Genomic DNA, 14,706 nt, shown 5'->3' on the forward strand with positions numbered 1-14,706 from the left:
GGATTCGTCAGGTGGTGGAAGCGAATTAGACTGGTGGGCACAGACGTCCACCAGGGCCTGAGCGAATTGGGCCGAATCGCTGACCGACCGAATTTCTGACCGATACGAAGAGCATGCCTGATTCCACTCAACTGACGCAGTTCCCGCGGCCCTCGGTCGCGGTCGACACCGCAGTCCTCTGCCCCGTTCCCCGACGTGGCCTGCACGTGCTCCTCACCCATTCCGGCGACGGTGCCTGGCAGCTGCCGGGATCGATTCTGCGACCCCAGGAACGCCTCGCCGAGGCGGTCGCGCGGTGTCTGCGCGAGAAGGCGAGGCTCGTCGATCGTGCCCCGGTTCAGCTCCATGTCTTCGACCAGCCCGATCGTGATGATCGTGGCTGGGTGATCTCGGTGGCCCACCTCGACGTGCTCTCGACGAGGGATGTGGGGTTCGGCGATGCCAGCTCCCCAGAGACCGAACCGGATCCGCAGGATGCCCGGAGACGAAAACTGGCACCCGTGCATTCGGTGCGTGAACTCAGCGCCGAGCATCAGGAGATCGTGCGGGTTGCGGTGCATCGCCTGCGCGCCCTGCACGAACGCACCCCCGATCCGTTCGGACTGCTGCCGGAGGAGTTCTCGCTGCGGCAGCTGCGTGAGCTGCATGAGATCGTCTCGGGAGAGAACCTGCAGGCGGATACCTTTCGCCGCACGATGCTGCCCCTGCTCGCACCCACCGGACAGGCGGTGTCCCAAGGTCGCGGCCGCCCTGCCCAGACGTTCACCCGCCGCAGCGAGATCGCTCTGCGCAGCGATGCCGACCACGTGATTCCGAGTGCAGGAGACGCGGACCAAGCTGCAGGCAGAGCTGCACCGAGTACAGGCGACGTTCCACCGAGTGCAGATGACGCGGCCCCGAGTGCAGGCGCAGACGGGACTCGGCGCTGAGTGCTGACGATCATGGAGGCTGACTATGGAGATTGACCGCTCCCCCGGCAAACACGTGCGCGTGGATGTCTGGCTGTGGACGACCCGGATGTTCAAGACCCGGAACCTGGCGACCCAAGCCTGTCGGGGCGGACACGTCCAGGTCGAGGGCCAGCGAGTCAAGGCGGCGCAGAAGGTCTCCGTCGGCCAGGAGGTGCGCGTGCGCAAGGCCGGCACCGAGTTCATCTGGAAGATCACCGGGTTCATTCCCACGCGTCCCCAGGCTGCGATCGCCGTGCAGTGCTACGAAGACCTCACCCCGCCGCCCGATCCTGCTCTGCGCGGATTCGTCCCCCGCAGAGACAAGGGCTTGGGCCGGCCGACGAAGAAGGACCGGCGCGAGATGGAGAAGTTCCTGGGAGACATGGCCAAGCCCCAGAATCGCGATCGCCGAGACCACTGATCAGGCCAGCGAGAGTTCGAGTTGCTGCGACTGACGTGCGACTTGTCGTCGAAAGCACAGCCGACGCTCGAAAGCAGACTCCCTGAGCTCGACCCCCGGCGCTACCCTCTGCTCTCGACGCCGCCCTCTGCTCTCGACGCCAGGGCCGGCTCAGGCTCAGTACATGACGGTGGCGAAGGTGCCGACCTGTTCGAAGCCGACTCGCGTGTACATGCGCAGGGCCACCTCGTTGTAGTCGTTGGCGTAGAGGCTGACCGTAGTGTGCCCGGCCGCCCGAGTCTGTGCCACAACGGCCGCCATTCCGGCAGCCCCCAGACCTTGTTGGCGCACATCGGGATGGACCCAGACGCCCTGCACCTGAACGATGCGCGGTGCACGAATTCCGATGTCGGCCTTGAACAGCACCTGCTCGGGCTGCTCGGTCGCCGGCCAGCGGCCTACCAACCCGCCTTGCGGCAGAGTGTCAGAGATACGGGCGAAGCAGTTCTTGCCCCGGATAATGTTGCGGACTCGGGCCAGGTAGCTGGACTGACCGCCTTCGATCGGAGAGAAGCCCACCTCGTTGGTGAACATGTCGACGCTGGCGGCGAACACCGCAGGCAGCTGCTCCACCGTGACCAGGTGCACCGCTTCGTCGGGGTCGACCAAGGGGTCGGAACTGATCGCCAGCAGCGGCTGCCGATCGCGGACACCGCGGGCACGGCCCCAGTTCAGGCGGTTGTGCAGATCGAGGATGATCTCCCGGGAACCGATGAGGGAGCAGGAGTAGCGCCCATCGGCGTTGAGCTTCTCTGCAAGTGCCTGGTTCGTTGCCGGGGTCGCAGCGACGGGAATGATGTTCCCACCCACCCAGTAGGCGGAAACCGGGCGGTCACCGTCGAAGACACCCAACACGGTACCGGCCGGTGAGTTCATCTGCGCTGTGCCGGTGATTTCGATCAGCGCGATGAGGTAGACGTTCTCGCACGGATTGAGTGCCAGCAGGCTCTTCAGCCACCCGGTGTGCTGATGTCCCAGACGAGCGACTCTCAGCACCAGAGAGCCTCCTTGTTCTGATCCTCACACACCGGGGAGCTTTTCGAGATGGTTCGGGTTTCAGCCGACGACGACGTCAGGTGATCCGGACGGGGCGTCGGACTCCGCTGCGATGCGGTTGGCCTCTTCGATGAGAGTCTCGACGATCAGAGCCTCGGGCACGGTCTTGATGACCTCGCCCTTGACGAAGATCTGGCCCTTGCCGTTGCCGCTGGCCACACCGAGGTCGGCCTCACGGGCTTCACCGGGACCGTTGACGACACAGCCCATAACGGCGACTCGCAGAGGAACTTCCATCCCTTCGAGACCGGCCGTGACCTTGTCCGCAAGGCTGTAGACGTCGACCTGGGCGCGTCCGCAGGACGGGCAGGAGACGATCTCGAGCTTGCGTGGTTTGAGGTTGAGGCTCTCTAGAATCTGGTTGCCGACCTTGATCTCCTCCACCGGTGGTGCGGAGAGGGAGACGCGAATCGTGTCGCCGATGCCCTGCGACAGAAGCGAACCGAAGGCGGTGGCGGACTTGATCGTGCCCTGGAAGGCGGGCCCTGCCTCGGTGACACCCAGGTGCAGGGGCCAGTCACCGCGTTCGGCGAGCAGCTCGTAGGCGCGGACCATGACCACGGGGTCATTGTGCTTGACGGAGATCTTGAAGTCGTGGAAATCGTGTTCTTCGAACAGCGAAGCCTCCCACACGGCGGACTCGACGAGCGCTTCCGGAGTGGCCTTGCCGTATTTCTCCATGATGCGCTTGTCCAGGGATCCGGCGTTGACACCGATCCTGATCGAGGTCCCGGCGTCGTTTGCCGCCTTCGAGATCTGCTTGACCTGATCGTCGAATTTGCGAATGTTGCCGGGGTTGACGCGGACCGCGCCGCAGCCGGCGTCGATCGCGGCGTAGACGTACTTCGGCTGGAAGTGGATGTCAGCGATGACCGGGATCTGCGACTTCTGTGCGATCACCGGCAGTGCCGCAGCATCATCGGGCGAAGGGCAGGCCACTCGCACGATGTCACAGCCTGCGGCGGTAAGTTCGGCGATCTGCTGCAGAGTCCCGTTGATGTCAGTGGTCTGAGTCGTCGTCATCGATTGGACGCTGACAGGGAAATCGGAACCGACGCCGACCTTTCCGACCTGGATCTGTCGCGTTTTACGGCGCGGCGAGAGCACAGGAGGTGGTGGGGCAGGCATTCCGAGGTTGACCGATGTCACGAAGACATTCCCTTCATTGACGACTGGGGACCAGACTGATCGTTCGAGTCATTCATATTGTAGGACTTCAAACCGTGTCCGGGCTCTCCGATCACGGTGTGATCGCTCACCACAGCATCATTTCGCAGGTATCGTGAAGGAAACTTGCCGTCCCATCCCAGAAGATAGCCGTGAGCCGAGGAGATTTCGTGCCATTCACCCACCCCGATACGCAGGCCATCATCTCCCGACTCGAATCTGCGGCGACGTCTCTGGCCGAGCAGGGCGGAACCCTGGCCTGGGGCGTCTTTCCCAAAGGTGAGGCCGGGACCGTGGCCAACGGCGAAGTTCCCTACCGGATCGCTTCGATGACGAAGTCGTTCACGGCCGCAGCGATCGGACGGCTCAGGGCCCAGGGATTGGATATCGACATGCCCTTGGGTCGGCTCCTGCCCGAACTCAGCGGCACAGCGATCGCCGATCGCACCTGCCGACAGGCGCTGACGATGGGAACCGGGTTCACGAAGGACGATCCGTGGGCCGATCGGGTGGAGGCGATGACGGGTGCCGAGCTCATCGACTATCTCAAGCGCGGAGCCATCCCCATCGCACCGGCAGATACCGGATACGAGTACTCCAACCTCGGGTATGCCCTGCTCGGTCTCGTCGCCGAGGCGGTGGCTGGAAAATCGTTCATCGACGTCGTCACCGCCGAGGTGCTCGCGCCCTTGGGACTGACCCGCACCGGCTTCGACATCGCCGAATTCCCGGACCTGATGCCAGGAATCCGCATCGACTTCAACGGTCACAACCACCCGGCCGAACTCACCGGCCCCGGGGTCTTCTCCCCCATCGGCGGAGTCATTTCCACGGTCAACGACATCGGAACCTGGATGTGCGCCCACCTGGACGCCCTGGAAGACATTGATTCCTACGAACCTGGCGCACTGCCGCGGATTCTCACGGACAATCAGCAGTCCCATCGCCTCATCGAGATCCAACACAGTGAGCATCACACCGAATCCGTCAACTACGGCTTCGGCCTGCAGCCGCGCCTGGACTCCAGGTTCGGTCGGATCGTCTGCCATTCCGGTGGCTACCCTGGTTACGGCTCTCACATGCGGTGGTTCCCGGACCTGGGGCTGAGCATCGTCGTCTTCGGCAATACGACCTACTTCCCGGCCGAACGCACCGTGAGGGAGGCCATCGATGCCGGTTGGGCCGCTGCCGTGGGCACTCCCGACCTGCAGCTGACTCGCACCACCACTGCGACACCGGCCCCTCACCATCCGGTCGCGGCCAGACAGGCTGAGACCGTGCTGGCCGCAGCGAACCTGGTCATCGACTTCGACGACACGATCGCTGATGAGCTCTTCACCATCAACATGGACCTCGATGAGCCCCGCGCCGAACGCCGCGAACGCTTCACCGCGTGGAAGGAGGACCACCAGCTCAGCCGGCCCCTCACCCTTGAGGCACTCACCATGCTGACTCCGCTGAAGGGCACGGTGACCGTTCCTGTCGTGCCAAGCAGCGACGAACCAGTCACGGGGCATCCTGCGACGGAGCCGGCAGCCCAGGCACCATCGATCATGGTGAGCTTGGACCACCTCGGCGAGGTGCAGACGATCACGCTCAGCAGCTGAGCACGGGGACGACCAAGCACCTGGGCAGTTAGCCTCCTGGGCCGCCGAACAGCCCAGCGTGACTATCCGGAGTTGAAGATCGCGTCGAGCGTGACCGGTTTGACGAGGTCGACGTAGACGAGCAGTGCCGTCATGCACAGCATCAGCCCGATGACGACGTAGGTCAACGGCAGCAGCCGGGCCGTGTCGAAGGGGCCGATCTTGCCGCGTCCGCGGAACTTGTTGATTTGGCGGCGTGCGCCTTCGTAGAGACCGACCGCAATGTGTCCGCCGTCCAGCGGCAGCAGCGGGATCATGTTGAAGGCGAACAGGAAGATGTTGAGCGAGCCCAGCATGCCCAACCCCAGCTGTGCCTTCTCGACGATCTGGAACTGGTCGGTCGACACGATCTCACCGGCGATGCGCCCGACTCCGACCATTCCCACCAGGCCTTCGGCGTCGCGTTCCTTCGAACCGGTGGCCACCTCGGCGATGTCGATGAGCTTGACCGGCAGGGTCACGATCGCGTGGAAGACGCCGCTGACCTGCTCCCAGACGGCTCCGGGGAACTCGTTGAGCGGCAGCGGCTGACGCTCTTGGACGGGACCCACGCCGAAGAAGCCCTCGATCACCGTCTGCGGTGTGCCGTCGGCGTTCATCTGCGCCTCGCCGCGGTCATCGACGACGGCTCTCTCGTGGGCGATGATCGGCACTGTCACCGTCTGCTTCTCGCCATCGCGGGTGAACTCCACGTCGACGCGTTCACCGGCATGATCCTTGATCACGCTGGAGAGTTCGTCCCAACTGTCGGTGGAGACACCGGCGACCGAAGTGATGTCATCGCCGGGTTTGATCCCGGCTTCCCACGCGGGAGTCAGCGGATCATCGTCCTGGCAGGTCTCCTTCTGGGCAGCAGGGCGCTGCGCCGCCTCCGAGGCAGGGACCGCACATTCGACGACGGTCTGGACCGAGGTAGTCGGGGTCATGACGCCGATGCCGATGAGCGAGATCGCCATGATGATGATCCCGAGCACAAGGTTGACCAGGGGGCCTGCGAACATCACGACGAGCCGTTTGGGCACGTTCAGTGCGTAGAAGGTCCGGTGCTCCTCCCCCGGTTCGATCTCCTGGTTCGAGAAATCCCGGGCATCGGCCATCGTGTTCTCAAACAGCCGTCCCCGGCGCTGCTTCCGCGGCCGGAGAGGAGCCTCCGTCGCGAGGTCGGAAGGTCCGTTCTCGTGCTCGACCGTGCCGACTTCGTTGCGCTCGTTCCCGGCTGCAGTCGTGCCGGCCCGACGAGTCGTGGCCTCCAGCGGCGGGTACATTCCGGGCATGGCGATGAAACCGCCCAGAGGCAGGGCCTTGATCCCGTATTCGGTCTCCCCGCGTCGGAAGGAGAACACCGTCGGACCGAAGCCGACCATGTAGTGGGTGACCTTGACCCCGAACTTCTTCGCCGGTGTCAGGTGGCCGAGTTCGTGGAGTCCGATCGAGATCGAGATCCCGATGAGGAACAGGACGATCCCGACGATGTAGAGGACGACTGTCATATCAGGAGCCGCCGGCGGTCGCACCGTGTGCAGATGCTGGTGTCTGCTCGGCCTGTGCCTTCAGATCTTGGCGGGCGAACTCCCGGGCCCATGCATCGGCGGCGAGCACGGTTTCGACGGTGTGCTCGGCTGCAGGCTCGTGAGCCCGCAGCGCCCGTTCGATGCCCTTGTCGATACCGGTGAATGGGATCTGTCCGCCCACGAAGGCTTCGACGAGGACCTCGTTCGCGGCGTTGAATACCGCGGGGAAGCTCTTCCTCTTCCGTCCTGCTTCAACGGCCAGGCCCAGTGCCGGGAACGCGAGGTGGTTGACGGGTTCGAAGGACCAGTGCATGGGCTGACCCCAGTTGTTGGCCACCGCACCGGAAGACAGGCGTTGGGTCTGGCCATCGGTCTGGGTGCCGAGTGCATAGGCGATGGGCAGTCGCATGTCCGGTGGGGAGATCTGCGCGATCGTCGAAGCGTCGGTGAATTCGACCATCGAATGGATCTGCGACTGCGGGTGGACGACGACCTCGATATGGTCGAAGTCGATGTCGAAGAGCAGATGCGCTTCGATGACTTCGAGCCCCTTGTTGACCAGGGTCGCCGAGTTGATGGTGATCATCGACCCCATCGACCAGGTGGGATGTTTCAGCGCCTGAGCCGGAGTGACACGACGCAGTGCATCGCGGGTCATCCCGCGGAAGGGTCCCCCGGAGGCGGTGATGACGAGTTTGCTCACCTCACCGTGGGTGCCCGAGCGCAGGGCCTGGGCGATGGCGGAGTGCTCACTGTCGACAGGGATGAGAGACGCGTTGTTTCGGGCGGCGGCATCGAGGACGATCGAGCCGCCGATGATGAGGGACTCCTTGTTCGCCAGTGCCACATCTGTGCCGCGCTCGAGGGCGGCCAGGGTCGCACCGAGCCCGGCGGCACCGGTGACAGCGTTGAGAACCATGTCGGCAGCGGCACCGGCGACCACCTCGGCGGCGTCAGGGCCCACGTAGATCTCACGGACGGGATCACTGACTCCCCGTTGACCGGCTGCCTGCTCCAGTCGTTGCCTGATCTCCTCCGGGCCACCCTCTGGCGGGCTGGTGAGACCGATGACGGGGACCGAGAATTCGAGGGCCTGGGCGACCAGCGCATCGAGCTGGGTTCCGGCGGCGAGGCCGATGACCTCGAAACCTTCTGCGTTCTCCGCCAGGACGTCGAGGGCCTGGGTGCCGACCGAACCGGTCGAGCCGACTACAATGATTCTACGTTTGCTCACGCCTACCGATAATGCCAAAGTTCTCTGAGAAATGACTCGACATCGGCGTCATCGGCGACGTGAGATATGCAATGCGAATCAATGGCGAAAGAGGATTTAATGAGTGCAGCGATGAGCCCCGACGACATTCTCGGATTGGATTCGGTCTTCGAGGAAGACGACCTCGAGTTCGCGTCGATCGTGAAGAAGTGGCTGGATGAGAACGTCCGCGAGAAGATCGGCGACTACTTCCTCGACGCCACGATCCCCGCTCGGGAACTTGCCGAGGGACTCGGCGAACTCGGGCTCCTGGGCATGCACCTCGACGGCTACGGCTGCGGCGGTTCCACCGCCACCCAGTACGGCCTGGCCTGCCGTGAACTCGAAGCCGTGGACTCCGGTCTGCGCTCGCTCGTCTCGGTCCAGGGATCCCTGGCCATGTTCGCCATCCACCACTTCGGCTCGGAGGCACAGAAGGAAGAATGGCTGCCGAAGATGGCCGCCGGCAAGGCCATCGGCTGCTTCGGTCTGACCGAGCCCGATGTCGGCTCCGACCCCTCGGGCATGAAGACGACCGCGAAGAAGGACGGATCCGACTGGATCCTCAACGGCGCGAAGATGTGGATCACGAACTCGCCTGTCTCCGATGTCATGGTCGTGTGGGCCAAGACCGAAGAGACCGACGCCAAGGGCAAGCCCGTCGTCCGCGGATTCGTCGTCCCCAGTGACACCGAGGGTGTCCAGACTCCGGAGATCCACCGCAAGATCTCGCTGCGGGCCTCGATCACCGGCGAAATCGTCCTCGACAACGTGCGCCTGCCCGAAGACGCCATGCTGCCGGGGGCCAAGGGCCTCAAGGGACCACTGTCGTGCCTGTCCGAAGCCCGCTACGGAATCGTCTTCGGCGTCACCGGTGCCGCACGCGACGCCCTCCTCTCGGCACTCGAGTACACCAACACACGCATTCAGTTCGACCGTCCGCTCTCCTCATTCCAGATCAGCCAGCAGAAGCTCGCGAAGGCCTTCGGCCAGTATTCGCAGATCACACTGCTCGCCGCTCACCTGGGCAAGCTCAAGGACGCAGAGAAGGGTGTGCGCCCTGAACAGATCAGCCTGGGCAAGATGGTCAATGTCGATACCGCGATGAACGTGTGCCGTGACCTGCGCGCACTCTTCGGCGGTTCCGGCATCACCAGCGAATACCCACCGCTGCGCCACGCAGTGAACCTCGAGACCGTGCTCACCTACGAAGGCACCCACGAGGTCCACCAGCTCACCTTGGGACGCAGCCTCACCGGAATCAACGCCTTCGCGAACTGATTCGCAGGGCCTGAGCACCTGACCACCTGAGCACCACCCAGCAACCGCTGGCAAGAAGTGTGTACGCAGTGCACTCATGCAGCACCACTGCATGTCTTGCCAGCGGTTGCTGTCATTCACCTCAGTCACCGGCCTGCATGGCGGCCGCTCACCGGTCTGCGCTGTTGCCGTTCACCGGCCGACAGCGCGAACTGAGCGTGCTCAGTCGCGCAGCCGCAGTTCGAGCACGACGGTCTGTTCGTCGTCGCCGAGCCTGTGCCTGCTGTCGAAGCCCAATGGTTCGGCGAAGTCGGTGGCCTGTTCCTGCTGCTGGGTGCCGAGTTCGATGAGCAGCACTCCACTTGGTGCCAGCCAATCGCGTGATTCGGTGATGAGGCGCCGGACCAGGTCGAGCCCGTCGGCCCCTCCGAAGAGCGCTGTCGCCGGCTCGTACTCGACCGCTTCGTGGGGAAGGTATTGTGCCGCAGAGTCCGGCACATAGGGCGGAACCGCGGAGATCACGTCGAAGCCGCCGGTCAGGGTCTGTGGCAGTCCCACCAGGCAGTCGAGCAGGTGCGTCGTTGACTGGGCGCCGACGTTCTTCTTGGCGCAGTCAAGGGCAGTCTCATCGTGATCGCCGAGGTGGATCTGCGTTCCGTGCAGAGTGCGGGAGACGGTGGTGGCCACGGCCCCCACACCACAGAAAGCTTCGAGGAAGCGCACCGATTCTCCTGCGGCCTGCACGGCCAGGATCGACTGCTGCGCCAGGAGCGTCGTTCTCTGCCGGGGTACGAACACGCCGGGCGCGACCGCGATGCGCTGACCCGCGAAGTCGACCCATCCCACGACCTGTTCCAGAGGCTCACCGGCGACGCGGCGAGCCAGTAATCGGCCGAGAACAGCGCGGCAGTCAGCGAGTGCGGATTCCTGTGCGGCCTCCATCAGGATTCGGGCTTCGTCTTCGGCGAAGACGCACCCTGCTCGGCGCAGATGGGCGGCGACCATGCCTTGGCTCATCTGCTCAGTCGTGTTCGGATCAGAGGCGTCAGGCCTCAGGAAGGAGCTCCTGCGACAGCCAGTCCAGGCTCGAACGTGCGTCGAGAGAAGTTTCGTCGGTGACGATCAGTTCTCGATCCGGTGACAATGCGACGACAGCTGCCGGTTCGACCCGTGAGTCCCGCATCGCCTGATCGATATTGGCAGTCTCCCCCGTCACGGTGATGCCCACACCTTCGAATTGGGAGCGGATGGCCTTGACCGATGCCCGTCCCGACTCGATCGGCGGTGCGTCGATCGTGTGGACGAACACGGTGGTGGTCTCGGCAGCTCCGGGCCGAGCAGAGGGCTGGGCAGAGGAGGACTCGGCCGACGGGGCCGATGCGGGGGCCGCGGTGTTCGCCGCCGTTGAGCTCACGTCGACGCCGACTCCGATTCGGACAGCCCCGAGGATGCTGAGCGCCCGGGAGACCGGTGGAACATCCTCGGCGATGATGATGCGTTCGTTGGCTGTGCCGCTGATGCCCATGGCACGGAGGACTCCGGCGAGTTTCGCACTCCGGTCGAGCACCTCGGCGCGATCGAGTTCCACGGGCTTCGACAGTGCCTTGACCAGACGTGGATCGGTGACCACGCGACCATCGACCATCGGCTGGTCTGGGACCGGGCCGGTCAGGACGATGTCATCGGCCCCGCCCATGGCGATCGGGAAGTCGAGCAGCTCGAAGACCGGGTTGAGAGTTCCGGCCGAGGTATCCGTGGGTGATTCGAAGTAGTGGAAGTCAGTCAACGGAGGCCATCACTTCGACGACACGGTCGATGAAGGCATCCACCTGGTCCTCGTCGTAGGCCTTGTCACCCTTGGCCGTCTTGAACAAGACGCGACGCACCTGGTCGACGCTCATGGCCACACCCTGGGTGAAGTAGGCGTTGACCTTCTCGCACATGTCATCGACCTGGTCGATGTCGTAGCCGATGACTCCGGGAGCCGGGTTGTCGAAGTGTTCGCCGGGTTCGCGCACCAGACGTCCCCGCAGGGACGCGGCCACACGAGTCAGCTCGGACACCCAGGCATCTTGACCCGACTGTGCGATGAGGCGGTCACGTGCCTGTTTGGCGAAGGCGTCTTCGAGTCGGTCGAGTGCGGCATCGACGACGGCGACGTGGTATCCCTTGCGCACCAGGTCGAAGCCGACAGTGCGCACGGCACGGGAGTCGAGGTCACCGGGCTGCGGGGTGGGACGTTCGAAGGATTCACGCGCACGTTTGAAGAAGCTGTCGACTTGTTTCGGGTCGTAGCCGTTCTTCCATCCGGACATTCGGGGGAAAGTCGTGTCCGCCATGTTGCCTCCAGAAGCGAATCGCCGTATTGGTCATTTCCACCATGATAAATGGCGGACGCGGAAAATGCGTGTTCGCGGCTTCTCAGTCGGCGGCAGCGAGCTGTCCGCAGGCTCCGTCGATGTCCGATCCGCGGGTATCGCGGATGGTGGTGGGGATCCCCTGGTCGATGAGTCGGCGCACGAATTCATCTGCCACCTCCGGCTCGGACGCGGTCCACACCGAGCCCGGAGTCGGGTTGAGCGGGATCGGGTTGACGTGCACCCAGCCGCGGCCGCGAGCGTTGAGCTTCTTCGCCAGCAGCTCTGCACGCCAGGGGTGATCGTTCATGTCCTTGATGAGCGCGTATTCGATGCTCACTCGACGCCCTGTCACCTGGTAGTAGTTGTACGCGGCATCGATGGCCTCATCGGCCTTCCACCGGGTGTTGACCGGGATCATCTCATCGCGCAGCTCATCATCGGGTGCGTGGAGGCTGAGCGCGAAGGTGACGGGGATGTCCTCGGCCGCGAGCTTGTTGATGCCGGGGACCAGTCCGACCGTGGAGATGGTGATCCGGCGGGCAGACATGCCCAGTCCCTGGGGAGCAGGTTCGACGAACCGGCGCACCGCGTTCATCACCCGCTTGTAGTTGGCCAGAGGTTCGCCCATTCCCATGAACACGATGTTGGAGACGCGTTCGGGTCCCGTCGCCGAGGTGCTCGTGCCCGATTCGTCGACCGTGGCCTCGGAGGTCTCCCCCTGGTCGTCATCGGCTTCGGCACCGAGTGCGGTTTCGCCTTCGGCCGGCATGTCTGATGTGGGTGCGGGTGCGAGTTCACCGGCGGCGATGACCTGGTTGGCGCGGATGACCTGTTCGACGATCTCAGCCGCGGACATATTGCGTGTCAGTCCCTGCTGGCCGGTGGCGCAGAAGGGACAGTTCATGCCGCAGCCGCACTGGCTGGACACACACAGGGTGACGCGGTTGCGGTAGCGCATGAGGACTGATTCGACGAGTGCACCGTCGTAGAGGCGCCACAGGAACTTGATCGTGTCACCATTGGCAGTCCTCAGTCGACGAACCTCGGTCAGCAGGTGGGGGAAGAAGCGTTCCTGCAGGTCAGCACGCAGATCCTTGGGCAGGTCCGTCATGGACTCCACGTCGGTCTGATAGTGCGAGAAGTAGTGTGTTGAGATCTGCTTGGCACGGAAGGCCGGCAGTCCCATCTCTTTGACCGCGTCGATGCGTTCGTCCATCGTCATATCGGCCAGATGCTGCTTCGGCTGGCTGGCTCGTGGGGATTTGAAATTGAGCAGCGGACGACCATCACGCGTCGGCGTCTTCGATGTCGTGCCGTCTGCGTGTTCGACGACGGGCCGTGTCTGCCTGTTACCTGCTTGAGAACTCACACGTCCATTGTCTCATGAGAGCAATTCGTGTGGGATGTGTGTGCCGCCACGGCCCGGCGGGTGTCGGATCAGAGGTATCCGGGCAGAACGGAGAACATCACCAAAGCCACCGGGGCCGTCGGCAGGATCGAATCGAGTCGGTCCATGACTCCGCCGTGGCCAGGCAGCAGGGTTCCCATGTCCTTGAGCTCGAGATCGCGTTTGATCATCGATTCGCTGAAGTCGCCGAGAGTGGCGAAGGCCGGAATAACCACACCGAAGACCAGTCCGGTCCAGAAGGGTGCGTCGAAGAGCGTCAGAGCGAGGATGGTCGCGACCGCGGCGGCGAAGACCACCGAGCCGATGTAGCCTTCCCAGGATTTCTTCGGTGAGATCCTCGGGGCGATCGGGTGTTTGCCCCACAGCACGCCGAAGACGTAGCCACCGGTGTCCGAGGCGACCACACTGGCGAGGAACAGGATGACGTAGAGGTTGCCGTCGGGCTGCGTGAGCAGGTAGACGACGAAGCAGGCCATGAGGCCGACGTAGGTGAGCGCGAACAGGGACAGTGAGACGTCTTTGACTGCGTTCTTACGTCGCTCGACCATGGTGAAGAGCATGACGGCGCCGGCACTGGCGGCGAAGGTCACCCACAGTGCTTCGCGTCCGCCGACGAACGTTGCCAGCACCATGCAGGCGGCGGAGACCATGGTCGGAATGCGTGAGACCAGCGATCCCGAACGGGACAGCGCGTTGGCCAGTTCCCACATCGCAGCGACGATGGCGATGAGGATGATGAAGAGGAACGAGATCGGGAAGAAGATGAGGGAGACCAGGACGACGCCGCCGATGAGCAGCCCGATGCCGATCGCGGCCGGCAGATTTCGTCCGGCCTTGCCGTAGTCCTTCTCTGCCACCTCTGGAACGTCTTGCCCGGTCTCCGCTGCCGGATTCGTCGTCGGATCGTCCGGTGAGTAGTCCTTATCCGAGTTGCGCAGGTCTCGGCGCCTGGGAAAGGGGGTCTCAGAGCCTGATGGATGCGGAACCGGATCCGGCCCCCCGAAGGAAGCCGGATCGGATGCAGGACTGTCTGACCCGGTCAAGGAAATCATCAGACCTCGAGTAGCTCAGCTTCCTTCTGGTTCAGCAGCTTGTCGACGTTGTCGACCTTGCTCTTCGTCAGGTCGTCGAGTTCGGAGATTCCACGTGCGACTTCGTCTTCGCCGGCGTCGCCGTCCTTCTTGATGCGCTCCAGGGTCTCCTTGGCATGGCGACGGATGTTGCGGATCGAGACCTTGCCGTCTTCGGCCTTGCCCTTGACGATCTTCACGTACTCCTTGCGGCGTTCCTCGGTGAGTTCCGGGAGCACAACGCGGATGACGTTGCCGTCATTGGCGGGGTTGGCTCCGATGTCCGAATTGCGCAGTGCCGTCTCGATGTCACCAAGTGCCCCACGGTCGTAGGGAGTCACGAGGATCGTGCGCGCTTCCGGTGTCTGGAATGAGGCCAGCTGCTGCAGAGGGGTCGGTGCACCGTAGTAATCGATCTCAATGGACGCGAACAGTGCGGGATTGGCGCGGCCGGTGCGGATGGACGAGAAGTCCTCCTGCGTGAATTCCACGGCTTTGTCCATCTTCTCTCTGGCCTCGGCCAGTGTCTCTTCAATCACGACTCACTCTTTCCGTCGGTGGGGTGC

Annotated in this window: 14 protein-coding genes; 4 read left to right on the forward strand and 10 right to left on the reverse strand. The window is 63.8% G+C overall.

What is annotated here, in order from left to right:
• Positions 1-113: 113 nt before the first annotated feature.
• Together LQ788_RS13205 and LQ788_RS13210 are read left to right on the forward strand one after the other, a co-directional pair.
• Positions 114-929: an NUDIX hydrolase gene (locus LQ788_RS13205; protein ID WP_231441686.1), complete on the forward strand. Its 816-nt coding sequence runs from the start codon at positions 114-116 to the stop codon at positions 927-929.
• A gap of 25 nt (positions 930-954) precedes the next feature.
• Positions 955-1,371, forward strand: a complete 417-nt coding sequence (locus LQ788_RS13210) for an RNA-binding S4 domain-containing protein (protein ID WP_231441688.1) — start codon at positions 955-957, stop codon at positions 1,369-1,371.
• Between the two features lie 156 nt (positions 1,372-1,527).
• Here LQ788_RS13210 and LQ788_RS13215 read toward each other — a convergent pair whose 3' ends face one another.
• The gene (locus LQ788_RS13215; RefSeq protein WP_231441690.1) at positions 1,528-2,406 is read right to left on the reverse strand and encodes a GNAT family N-acetyltransferase; all 879 of its coding nucleotides are present in this window, start codon (positions 2,404-2,406) and stop codon (positions 1,528-1,530) included.
• Between the two features lie 60 nt (positions 2,407-2,466).
• Positions 2,467-3,615, reverse strand: a complete 1,149-nt coding sequence (ispG, locus tag LQ788_RS13220) for a flavodoxin-dependent (E)-4-hydroxy-3-methylbut-2-enyl-diphosphate synthase (RefSeq protein ID WP_231441692.1) — start codon at positions 3,613-3,615, stop codon at positions 2,467-2,469.
• Between the two features lie 188 nt (positions 3,616-3,803).
• On the opposite strand from ispG, the gene LQ788_RS13225 reads away from it, so the two are divergent.
• On the forward strand, positions 3,804-5,240 hold the full coding sequence (locus LQ788_RS13225; RefSeq protein WP_231441694.1) for a serine hydrolase domain-containing protein: 1,437 nt from the start codon (positions 3,804-3,806) through the stop codon (positions 5,238-5,240).
• A gap of 62 nt (positions 5,241-5,302) precedes the next feature.
• Here the strand turns inward: LQ788_RS13225 and LQ788_RS13230 are convergent, their stop codons facing one another.
• Positions 5,303-6,769: a M50 family metallopeptidase gene (locus tag LQ788_RS13230; RefSeq protein WP_231441696.1), complete on the reverse strand. Its 1,467-nt coding sequence runs from the start codon at positions 6,767-6,769 to the stop codon at positions 5,303-5,305.
• A gap of 1 nt (position 6,770) precedes the next feature.
• On the reverse strand, positions 6,771-8,024 hold the full coding sequence (gene dxr, locus LQ788_RS13235) for a 1-deoxy-D-xylulose-5-phosphate reductoisomerase (RefSeq protein WP_231441698.1): 1,254 nt from the start codon (positions 8,022-8,024) through the stop codon (positions 6,771-6,773).
• A gap of 111 nt (positions 8,025-8,135) precedes the next feature.
• On the opposite strand from dxr, the gene LQ788_RS13240 reads away from it, so the two are divergent.
• Positions 8,136-9,323: an acyl-CoA dehydrogenase family protein gene (locus LQ788_RS13240; RefSeq protein ID WP_231441701.1), complete on the forward strand. Its 1,188-nt coding sequence runs from the start codon at positions 8,136-8,138 to the stop codon at positions 9,321-9,323.
• A gap of 201 nt (positions 9,324-9,524) precedes the next feature.
• On the opposite strand, the gene LQ788_RS13245 is transcribed toward LQ788_RS13240, so the two are convergent.
• From LQ788_RS13245 to frr, 6 genes are all read right to left on the reverse strand, one after another.
• Positions 9,525-10,319, reverse strand: a complete 795-nt coding sequence (locus LQ788_RS13245; protein WP_231441703.1) for a N5-glutamine methyltransferase family protein — start codon at positions 10,317-10,319, stop codon at positions 9,525-9,527.
• A 28-nt stretch (positions 10,320-10,347) separates the two neighbouring features.
• Entirely contained in the window at positions 10,348-11,088 is a 741-nt protein-coding gene (locus tag LQ788_RS13250; RefSeq protein ID WP_231441704.1) for a hypothetical protein, read from the reverse strand.
• The gene (locus LQ788_RS13255; RefSeq protein ID WP_029416982.1) at positions 11,081-11,641 is read right to left on the reverse strand and encodes a DivIVA domain-containing protein; all 561 of its coding nucleotides are present in this window, start codon (positions 11,639-11,641) and stop codon (positions 11,081-11,083) included. Before LQ788_RS13255 ends, LQ788_RS13250 begins: the two co-directional genes overlap by 8 nt.
• Before the next feature lie 82 nt (positions 11,642-11,723).
• The gene (gene rlmN, locus LQ788_RS13260) at positions 11,724-13,031 is read right to left on the reverse strand and encodes a 23S rRNA (adenine(2503)-C(2))-methyltransferase RlmN (RefSeq protein WP_193084469.1); all 1,308 of its coding nucleotides are present in this window, start codon (positions 13,029-13,031) and stop codon (positions 11,724-11,726) included.
• A 68-nt stretch (positions 13,032-13,099) separates the two neighbouring features.
• A complete protein-coding gene (locus LQ788_RS13265) occupies positions 13,100-14,122 on the reverse strand; it encodes a phosphatidate cytidylyltransferase (protein ID WP_231441706.1) in 1,023 nt (340 codons plus the stop codon).
• Positions 14,122-14,679, reverse strand: coding sequence for a ribosome recycling factor (gene frr, locus LQ788_RS13270; RefSeq protein WP_009883025.1), 558 nt, complete (start codon positions 14,677-14,679; stop codon positions 14,122-14,124). Before frr ends, LQ788_RS13265 begins: the two co-directional genes overlap by 1 nt.
• Between the last annotated feature and the right edge of the window lie 27 nt (positions 14,680-14,706).

The organism is Brevibacterium zhoupengii, assembly GCF_021117425.1.
In the GTDB taxonomy this organism is placed as follows: Bacteria; Actinomycetota; Actinomycetes; order Actinomycetales; family Brevibacteriaceae; genus Brevibacterium; species Brevibacterium zhoupengii.

Bases quoted from the DNA above. Each gene is read 5' to 3' on its own strand.
- LQ788_RS13205 (WP_231441686.1), top strand. From the start codon at position 114: ATGCCTGATTCCACTCAACTGACGCAGTTCCCGCGGCCCTCGGTCGCG.
- LQ788_RS13210 (WP_231441688.1), top strand. From the start codon at position 955: ATGGAGATTGACCGCTCCCCCGGCAAACACGTGCGCGTGGATGTCTGG.
- LQ788_RS13230 (WP_231441696.1), bottom strand. From the start codon at position 6,769: ATGACAGTCGTCCTCTACATCGTCGGGATCGTCCTGTTCCTCATCGGG.
- LQ788_RS13240 (WP_231441701.1), top strand. From the start codon at position 8,136: ATGAGCCCCGACGACATTCTCGGATTGGATTCGGTCTTCGAGGAAGAC.
- LQ788_RS13245 (WP_231441703.1), bottom strand. From the start codon at position 10,319: ATGAGCCAAGGCATGGTCGCCGCCCATCTGCGCCGAGCAGGGTGCGTC.
- LQ788_RS13255 (WP_029416982.1), bottom strand. From the start codon at position 11,641: ATGGCGGACACGACTTTCCCCCGAATGTCCGGATGGAAGAACGGCTAC.
- LQ788_RS13265 (WP_231441706.1), bottom strand. From the start codon at position 14,122: ATGATTTCCTTGACCGGGTCAGACAGTCCTGCATCCGATCCGGCTTCC.